This window comes from Mesorhizobium sp. M1295 (assembly GCF_040318135.1).
Taxonomy (GTDB): domain Bacteria; phylum Pseudomonadota; class Alphaproteobacteria; order Rhizobiales; family Rhizobiaceae; genus Mesorhizobium.
On record NZ_JAMYLU010000029.1, the window covers coordinates 59780 to 68614 of the forward strand.

Below are 8835 nucleotides of genomic sequence, written 5' to 3' on the forward strand. Positions count from 1 at the left end.
CCTTCCTTGGCATGTCGCACGCCAGATCCCAAACATGATTCCATCGCAACGAGCTGGTGACGGAAGCAGTGTCTGCACTTTGGAAACGAGCCATTTGCGTTCTCATGGACGTCGCGACTCGTCTCGTCCAGTAAAAGTCGCAATCATTGTCGATTGCGATGTTCCGCAGTCAGCTGGCCGTTTATTTTCCTAAGATCTGCGTTATAGGCCGGGGTGTTGTCGCTGTTTCGGCGGGTAAGATGGGATAGGCGACCTCGGGTGCCTTTCCGGTCAGCGAGTTGAGGAAGGCAACAAGCAGGTCGACTTCTTCGTCCGCCAGTACCACGCCAAGCTGGGTGGGTCCCATGATGGCAACGGCCTGTTTCAGATCCCAAACCTTGCCCGAATGAAAGTATGGCGCGGTGAGTGCAACGTTGCGCAGCGGCGCCACGCGGAAAACATAGGAATCCTCGGCTGCATTGGTGACCGCAAATCGGCCTTTGTCTTTTTCCGGCAGGACCTCGGCGCTGGGCTGTTCCACGAGGCCGAATGGGTAATAGGCTTCCCCACCAACGTTGATGCCGGCATGGCAGGACGAGCAGCCTTTGTCCATGAAAAGCGCCAGGCCCTGTTTCTGTTCGGAAGTCATGGCGGCGTCATCGCCATTCAGGAAACTGTCGAAGGGGGCCGGCGTGACCAGTGTCGCCTCGAAGGCTTCGATTGCCTTGGCGAGGTTGTCGAAGGTGACCCGATCGGCTTCAGCCGGAAAAGCTGCATCGAACCACTCGACATATTGCGGCATGGACTTGAGCGTGGTGATGACTTGGCCCGGTGTATTGGCCATTTCGATCCCGGCTTGGACCGGTCCCTTCGCCTGAGCCTTCAGGTCTTCGGCACGACCATCCCAGAACTGGGCGATGTTGAAGACAGCGTTCAGTACAGTCGGCGCGTTGCGCTGTCCCTTCTGCCAACCATGGCCGATCGAGGTTTCGTGATTGTCGTCGCCGCCGGTGGCCAGGTTGTGGCACGAGTTGCACGACAAGACGCCTGACGCAGAGACGCGTGGATCGAAGAACAGTGCCTTGCCGAGAGCGATCTTTTCCGGGGTGATCGGGTTGTTGGCGACTGCCGGCGCGGTGGGTGGCAAAGCCTTGAAAGTGGCCATTGCCGTTTCTCTGAGGTCTGCGGGGATCGAATCCGCAGCAAAGGCGGTGGCCGTCAGCAAGGGGACAGCCATCGTACTGAATAGGATTTTCATAAATGATCTCGCTGCGTCGTGCACGCAGCCACTCTGGGATATGCGGCTCATGAACGCCCTGCGCTAGATCAGTTGCGGGAGAGGACCGGATGGTCTGACACCTGTTTTTGCGGCAGAGGTTGGACTGTCCCGGAATTGAACGCTCTTCTCGACTGGATTTCAGGGAGGCGGAGGATCGCTGCTCGGCAAGCGGCGGCGCCGGAGCCGTGCTTCGGTTCTCTCTGCGCCTTCAACTATGAAGAAATCGGGGCCGCCACCGTGTCAGATTCGGTTTGGGGCCGGTTATCTGTTCCGCAGCAGGTCCTGCTCGACTTCCGCCTGCCTTCGTCAGATCGACGTGGGCCCAAATCGATCCGCGATAGTGTCTCGTAGCACCTTTGCGGGACGATCTTATTTCGACTGTAGAGGGCCGTTTCGGGTGAGCAAAATTACACAAATTTCAAAGGGCGCCCGAGTAGCTGTTTTGATTGGCTTGTGAGGCCTATAGCCTCCATCGAGCGAATATTGGCAGACGACGGAGCACAATTTTGGCTTCGTTTATCATCTTGCTTCAATGGGACAACTTCTTTGCAATAACTACACGGCAATTTACCGTCACGAATTTGAGAGAACCAAGTCCCACGCAGTGGTTTCACATCGGAAACATTGCAGTCCTGCCGCGAGAAGCTGATTTACAAATACAACAAGATGATTAATATCGCCATAGGGCGCAAAATATTGTTTGTTCGCTATAGTACGCTCCAGATGCCGGCGAAATCTGGATACAATAACCTCGTCGGCGTACCCGCTCCAGCCTCACACGACTGCGACGCCTATACTTGCGCTTTTCCACTGTCCGACATGCAGGCAGCGAGCCATTGCATCGCGGAGGTTGCATCTTCCAATATGACGACCTGTTTCGCAAAGCGGAAAAAACTCTTGCGCGCTGCGCTCGCAGGTTTTCGTCCGTTGTATGCATCAAAGCACGCCCTGAGGGCGGCTTCGTGGATCCGGTCTCTGCGATGTTTGCCATTCGTTGAGAAAATCGATAGCATCCGCAGGACGGGCAATCTCTTGCACAATGTGCGCTGCACGCCTTACGAAAGTTGGCTGCTGAAAGTTCCTGAGCTCATTCGTTCCTCCCGACCTGCTGAACCGCTATTTTGCGTGAACAGGCGCCTCCTCTACACCCGCCCACCATTGCGGAATGTGTTGTCACAGCGATAGCGGTTCAATAGCAAAGCAGCGGCGTGATGTCCTCGGTTTACCAGCGGGCCAATCCCTAGCATCCTGCTGCGAGAGCGGCTCACCGGATGAATCTACATCGTTTCGACCATTGCGAATCAACGCTTGATAGTTCCTCCACGCGCCACCAGGAAGCGGCCACTGCTCTGCCACCGACTTCACAGCCAAAGAGAGGATGGCGAACAGAAACAGCTCGCTTCGTTTCGAGATTACTGGTCGTCTGGCGCAAAGCTTACGGCCGAGACGCGCCTGAAAATGCGCAAGCACCGCGGCAGGTCGCCAACAACGGAACGCATCAACGGTCATGACGGCGCGATACCGCGCTATAGATCTCGCTGCTGGACGAGCATCGCAATAATCCTGTCGAGACCTTGGTTGCTTTCAGCGGCGACCGCCACTATGAAGCGACGCTTCGCCGACTGTGTTTCACGCCGCCTGGAGAGTTTCATGACAGAAGAAGCCGAAAAAAACATCGACACCCTCATCGAGCTCACGGCCGATGTCGTCTCAGCCTATGTCTCCAATAATCCGATCCCGGTGGGGGATCTCCCTGCCCTCATCGGCCAAGTGCACGCGGCTCTGAAAGGGACGGCGGAAGGTGTCTCTGCAAAAGAGCCGGTTGCCCTTACGCCTGCAGTCCCGATCAGGAAGTCGGTGACACCGGACTACATCATCTCCCTTGAAGACGGGAAGAAATTCAAATCGCTAAAGCGCCATCTGTCGACCCACTATGGGCTGACGCCGGATGGATATCGGGCCAAATGGGGCCTGCCGGCGGATTATCCCATGGTCGCGCCGAACTACGCCGCGGCGCGCTCGTCATTGGCCAAGACAATGGGGCTCGGCCGCAAACCGAAAGCGCCGGAAGCGCCGGAGCCGACGAAGCGAACCCGCAAGAAGGTCGCGGCTTGATTTCGGCAATCGAGATTCGTTCTGCAGCGTTGCAGCCATCGGCTTAATCTGCGCGTCATATAAAAAGGCGGGGCCAACCCCGCCTTCCTTTCAAACAACTTTGTTTCATGAGGAATTCGCGACGCCTTGCAGCGAGCTGCTGTCTCGGCCTTGCAGTTGAGCCACGTTCTTGCTCGCTGTTGCCGAGCGGCCGTGAGTCCCTCCTGACCTATCGCGCCCACTCTTGGCAGGACGCAAGAGTAAATTCAGCCAGCTTTGCTGAGACTGCCAGCGGAGGATTTGCCGGTGCGGCGGTCCTGTTCAATCTCATACTTGATCTTCTGGCCGTCAGCGAGGGTCGAGAGGCCCGCGCGTTCGACAGCGGAAATGTGGACGAAAACATCCTGACCGCCATCGTCGGGTTGGATAAATCCAAACCCCTTGGTGCTGTTGAACCACTTCACTGTTCCGGTCGCCATATACGTATTCCTTTGTAACAATTGCAACGTGGGCAGGCCATTTGGCCAGTCCGATTCATAGCCGAGACTTAGGGGCAGCAAAACGAAAAATTTCAAGGCCGGCTTGATTGGTCCGCGCAACTGGCGCACTCCATCGCGACCGCCTACAGCCAGCAGGCTCTGTCCTGCGCTGCTGCTCAAGCATGGCCCAAAGCACCCGATCTTCGAACGCTCCCGCACGTGCCACGGCTGGTCCTTGGAGACCGATCACGGGACGGACGACCTACCGATGCTCGTAGGATGCGCTGACGTCGACCCAACTACATCGCGCACTAATACTACAGTTGCGGATGCCGATGCCGTTTGTAGTGACAGATGGTGGCCGCAGCCTGATGTCGTCGTCGCCATAGCGACCAGGCGATGATGAAGGGCTTTTGTGTCGGTGGGAAGATGAGGATCCGGGCGAGGAGATAGCGGATCTCGGGGACGCTCGGGACGAGCGCAGCCATCCGGATCAGGCGGCGATTGGCTCCTTTGGACTCGTTTCGTTCGGTTTGCTCCATGCGCTGCGGCGAAGATCAGCCGATAGCTTCGAGAGGAATGCCAGGGCGGCCATGCACAGGCTCATGTGGCGATGCCATCCGTGCCAGGACCGAGCCTCGCAATGATCAAGTCCGAGATCATCCTTAGCGCGCTCAAAGCACTCCTCGATCGCCCAGCGCAGGCCGGCCACTGCCGCCAATTCGGCCAAGGAGGAACCGGGCGGGGCGAAGACCAGGTAGTAGGCTTTTTCTCCGGATGTCGATCGCTTGCGGCGGACGAGAAGCCAATGCTCGAAGCCGCCTTTTGACGTCCAATGGCGGCGGATGCGTGCCCAGTCGTAGAGCCGAGGCCCTTTGGCGCCTTCACCTGCCGCATGACAGACCCAGTCGTCGGGCTCGAACTCGCTGGCCAGTTCCTCGGGCGAGGTTTCCTCAAACAGACGATCCCCTCCACGGCGCATGAAGTGAGCGCCTCGAACCGCCAAGACATAGGGCTGCTCGCGAGCTTCCAGCATCCGGCGAAGGCTGCTGTCCGCCCCGTAGACAGCGTCGCCCAGAACGTAAGCGCACGGGACGCCGGCATCGAGCGCCGCCTCGACCATGGCGCGCGCCATCTTTGGCTTGGTCGCAAACTCGACCGTCTCCGGGATCGACGCCCCGGCACATCGCGCCCGATCCTTTGTCCAACTCTCCGGCAGATAAAGGCGACGATCGACCAGCGCTTGGCCGTAGCGGCTCGCGTAAGCCAAGAACACGCCGATCTGGCTGTTCTCGATCCGCCCCGCCGTTCCCGAGTACTGACGCGCGACACCGGCGGAACGATCGCCCTTCTTCACAAATCCCGTCTCGTCGACGATCAGGACGCCATCCTCATCGCCCAACGCCTCCACCACATAATCGCGAACCTCGTCTCGGAGCCGATCAGCGTCCCAGTGGCTGCGCCCCAACAGCGACTGCATCCGATAGGGCCGCTCCGCTCCGGATTGCTCAGCCATCAGCCAGCCTGTCTTGCGCTCAATGCCGGAAAGAAGGCCGTCAAGGAAATCGGCGCCCGTCTCCCGCAACTCACGACGAGGAAGCACCCGCCCAACCCGCGCCTTCAGCGCTGTGAGCTCCTGCTCCAAGCCAACAACGACCCTGACCACGAAGCGACAGACATGGTTCCCTCCATAACCTGTCGAAGTGAATCAGAAAATCAAATGATCCGCAACTGTAGTACTAAGCGCCCTCGCCGCGTGACGCCTTATTCGTCGGGCCACCAGGTCACGGCTGGGTGGTTCACGGGCCCACCTTCGTGCATAACCCCTTGGCAAGCGCTTGAAGGAGGTTCGCATTGGATTGTTTCAAGACGATCGAGGGTCTAATCGATGCGGCCAGCGCGGATGCGATCGATAAGGCGCGCGTTTTGCTGGATCAGTTCAAGGGCAAGTCAGAAACAATCGCCCAAGCGATCGACGACTTCCTGCTTGATTTGATGACCTTTCTGTTTGTGGTAGAAGCTACTCACGAGCGGTTCCACAATCCGGCGCGGCGGTTGGCGCGCATCAGAATGAGCAGGATAAGGCTATTGTTGACTGGATAGCCTTAAGCTTAGAGGCCGCCCCGATTAGAGAGGCCTTTGCAGCAGGCGCCAGGCCATCTTGCCGCATGAGGCGGCGGAAGATGCGGACTGCTGAAAATAGACGGTAAGCTGCGATGCCTACCTGCCGCAAGGGCATCGCCGTTCAAACACGCGAACCCGCTATGCGGATCAGTCTGATCGGCCCTATGCCGCGCGCTACATAGGCCGATCCGCACAGCAAAGCGATGACGGCCGAAGACTATTTTGATGTAATCGGATTTCAAGATGGCCACAATCTCAAAAGCCCATTTGACGAACCTGCGATGTTGACGGACCTTACCTGTAATCAGCCTCCGACAACGGGTCTGTTTGAAATCAATGACGGTGGCTTGTAGGCGGCCGGCAAAACTTTTTCGTGACGTTGCTATATTTGCACGTCTCAGTTTGGGATCGCAGATGGCTCTGACAAAGTCCCGTTCTCTTGGAATCCTGACGCTCGAACGAGGGCTGGCCTCCAGCGACACGCCGTCGCTAGGACCGCCCGGTTCGCTGGTGAATCCGTCAACATTTGACTTTCGGATCATCTGGGAAACTGTGTCCGGCGCTTGGGCGGAATCTGTTTTCTCCTCAAGTTCGACCAAGGCCCCACGCAAACGATCCCTGTTCCGCAGCAACTCATCACGCGCAACGACTTCGGGCAAGCTCATCCGCCAAAAGCGCTCAACGCATCCTTCTTTCTCGCCTGATGTCCTACGATCTTCGGTTCCAGCGCCTCGCGAATATTCCCTAACTGTTGCAGATCCTTGATGAGATCCGTCTTCGCGCGCGAAAAGGCTCCACGCGCTCGAACCCGCCACGCTCCTGTCTCCTCTGCCGTTCAGCCTCGACCCTGGCGTGCCTGTCGAGGACAGCCTTCCGCTGGGGCGACCAACAGCTAAATTCTCACTCACTCAGTGCAGCGGCTATTCGAAGCGCATCCTATGCCGCTCCCCCGGCAGCGGGCCCAATCGTCTTCCGAACGAAGGAGATATCGTCCCAAGCCGCGCGCGCGTCGCGTTCGCCCCTGTCCGATGTCCGACGATGTCGAATACGCAACATAGCAGCGCCCGATTTATCGCATGCCTCGAACGGTTTTCTGATCTGGCGCAGTTCATGCCTAGTCATCCGCAAACGCGTCACGCACCAAGGAGAAGTCGCCCCCCATGATCAAATCACCAAGAAATACCGCCGCAGGTCTCCTGGGTTCATCCAAAGACGAGGCTCGAGTAAGGCCTAGCACCATGAAGCCGGTTGCTCATCTGGCTCGGCGCTGCCCGCCGATCCTCCCACGGGGGGAGACGAGGACGCACCGCCTTCATCAAAATGAGGAACAAATCACTTTGCCTCGAACCTTGCCTTTCGACCAGCCACCACAACCGGAGCCATCGATCAAACTTCGGTCCCCCTGGCTGCGCAAGGCATTCATTGCCACCGCGCTGGCCCTGGTGACGACCGCTCCGGCTCCGGCCGCCACCGACGAGGGTAAAGTGACGGATTTCCTGCTCGACAACGGCATGGAAGTGGTCGTCATCCCCGATCACCGCGTGCCGATCGTCACTCATATGGTCTGGTACAAGATCGGCAGCGCCGACGAGCCACCGGGCAAATCCGGCATTGCCCATTTCCTCGAGCGTCTGATGTTCAAGGCGACGACCAACCACGCCGCCGGCGAGTTCGACCGAGCCGTCTCAGCCATCGGTGGCTACAATAATGCCTTCACCGCCTATGACTACACCACCTTCCTCGAGACAGTGGCGCCCTCGGCGTTGGGTGAGATGATGGGCTTCGAGGCCGATCGCATGTTCAACCTCATCCTCAACGACGATGATATCAAGACCGAGCGCGACGTGATCCTGGAGGAGCGCCGTTGGCGCAGAGAGACGAACCCGCAGGCTCTGCTGGACGAGGAGGTCAACGCGACGTTGCGGCAGAACCAGCCCTACCGCATTCCGGTCATCGGCTGGATGCAGGAGATGGAGAAGCTGAACGGCACCGACGCATTCACCATCTACAACAAATACTACCGACCGAACAACGCCGTGCTGGTGGTGGCCGGCGACGTAGAGCCTGAGACGGTGAAGGCGCTGGCCGAGAAGACCTATGGCAAGGTTGTGCGCGGGCCGGACCTGCCCCCGCGCAACCGCCCGGTCGAGCCGGAGCAGAACACCAGGCGCACAGTGACGCTGACCGATGCGCGCGTTTCCGTGCCGAGCTTTTCCACTCAATGGGTGGTGCCGTCCTATCATACGGCAGAGCCCGGCGAGGCCGAGGCGCTCGACCTGCTGGCCGAGATCCTCGGCGGCGGCAACCGAAGCCGGCTCTATCAGGAGCTTGTCGTCAAGCAAGGCATAGCCTCGGCGGCCGGCGCCTTCTTCCAGGGCACCATGCTAGACGACACCAATTTCACCATCTCCGGCTCGCCGCGCGGCGATGTAAAGCTCGTCGATCTCGAAGCGGCGGCCGTTGCCGAAGTCGCCCGGATCGCCAAGGATGGCGTCACCAGCGACGAGCTGGACAAGGCCAAAGACCGCTATATCCGCTCGGTTTTTGAGCACGAAGAGCTGGACCACATCGCCAACATTTATGGCAAGACGCTCACCACCGGTGGCAATGTGAAGGACGTGCTCGAGAGGCCGGACCGCGTCCGCAAGGTCACCACCGACGAGGTCAAGGCGGTCGCCGCGCGTTATCTGGTGCTCGACCATTCGACCACAGGCTATCTTTTGCAACAGGCGGGGAATTGATCATGAGCTCCATCCCCATGCGCATGCGCCGCCCGGTCTTCCCTTCACCCCTTATGGGGCCTTTGCAGAGAAGGCGCATAGATATGCGATTTGAGGCATATATGCTTTTTTGAGCGTCGGAGAGCGCTGCTTGGCCGTT

General features: G+C 58.7%; 7 protein-coding genes. 3 read left to right on the forward strand and 4 right to left on the reverse strand.

All coding sequences use genetic code 11. The annotated features are described in order from the left end of the window. Window positions 1–181: 181 nt before the first annotated feature. Both NKH29_RS28600 and NKH29_RS28605 read right to left on the reverse strand, forming a co-directional pair. The gene (locus tag NKH29_RS28600) at window positions 182–1237 is read right to left on the reverse strand and encodes a cytochrome-c peroxidase (protein WP_353001138.1); all 1056 of its coding nucleotides are present in this window, start codon (window positions 1235–1237) and stop codon (window positions 182–184) included. Between the two features lie 812 nt (window positions 1238–2049). Continuing rightward, a complete protein-coding gene (locus NKH29_RS28605; RefSeq protein WP_353001139.1) occupies window positions 2050–2271 on the reverse strand; it encodes a DUF982 domain-containing protein in 222 nt (73 codons plus the stop codon). A 637-nt stretch (window positions 2272–2908) separates the two neighbouring features. On the opposite strand from NKH29_RS28605, the gene NKH29_RS28610 reads away from it, so the two are divergent. Next, on the forward strand, window positions 2909–3373 hold the full coding sequence (locus tag NKH29_RS28610) for a Ros/MucR family transcriptional regulator (protein WP_353001140.1): 465 nt from the start codon (window positions 2909–2911) through the stop codon (window positions 3371–3373). Between the two features lie 245 nt (window positions 3374–3618). Here NKH29_RS28610 and NKH29_RS28615 read toward each other — a convergent pair whose 3' ends face one another. Together NKH29_RS28615 and NKH29_RS28620 are read right to left on the reverse strand one after the other, a co-directional pair. After that, window positions 3619–3831 (reverse strand): cold-shock protein, encoded by a 213-nt coding sequence (locus tag NKH29_RS28615; protein WP_352718180.1) that lies wholly within the window; start codon window positions 3829–3831, stop codon window positions 3619–3621. Window positions 3832–4324: 493 nt separating this feature from the next. Next, a complete protein-coding gene (locus NKH29_RS28620) occupies window positions 4325–5476 on the reverse strand; it encodes an IS701 family transposase (protein ID WP_502911308.1) in 1152 nt (383 codons plus the stop codon). A 209-nt stretch (window positions 5477–5685) separates the two neighbouring features. Between NKH29_RS28620 and NKH29_RS28625 the strand changes: the two genes are divergently transcribed. Continuing rightward, window positions 5686–5934 carry a hypothetical protein gene (locus tag NKH29_RS28625; RefSeq protein ID WP_352496304.1) on the forward strand — a complete coding sequence of 83 codons (249 nt, stop codon included), beginning with the start codon at window positions 5686–5688 and terminating at the stop codon, window positions 5932–5934. 1181 nt (window positions 5935–7115) lie between these two features. Beyond that, complete coding sequence (locus NKH29_RS28630) at window positions 7116–8696, forward strand: M16 family metallopeptidase (RefSeq protein WP_502911309.1); 1581 nt, start codon at window positions 7116–7118, stop codon at window positions 8694–8696. The last annotated feature ends 139 nt before the right edge of the window (window positions 8697–8835 follow it).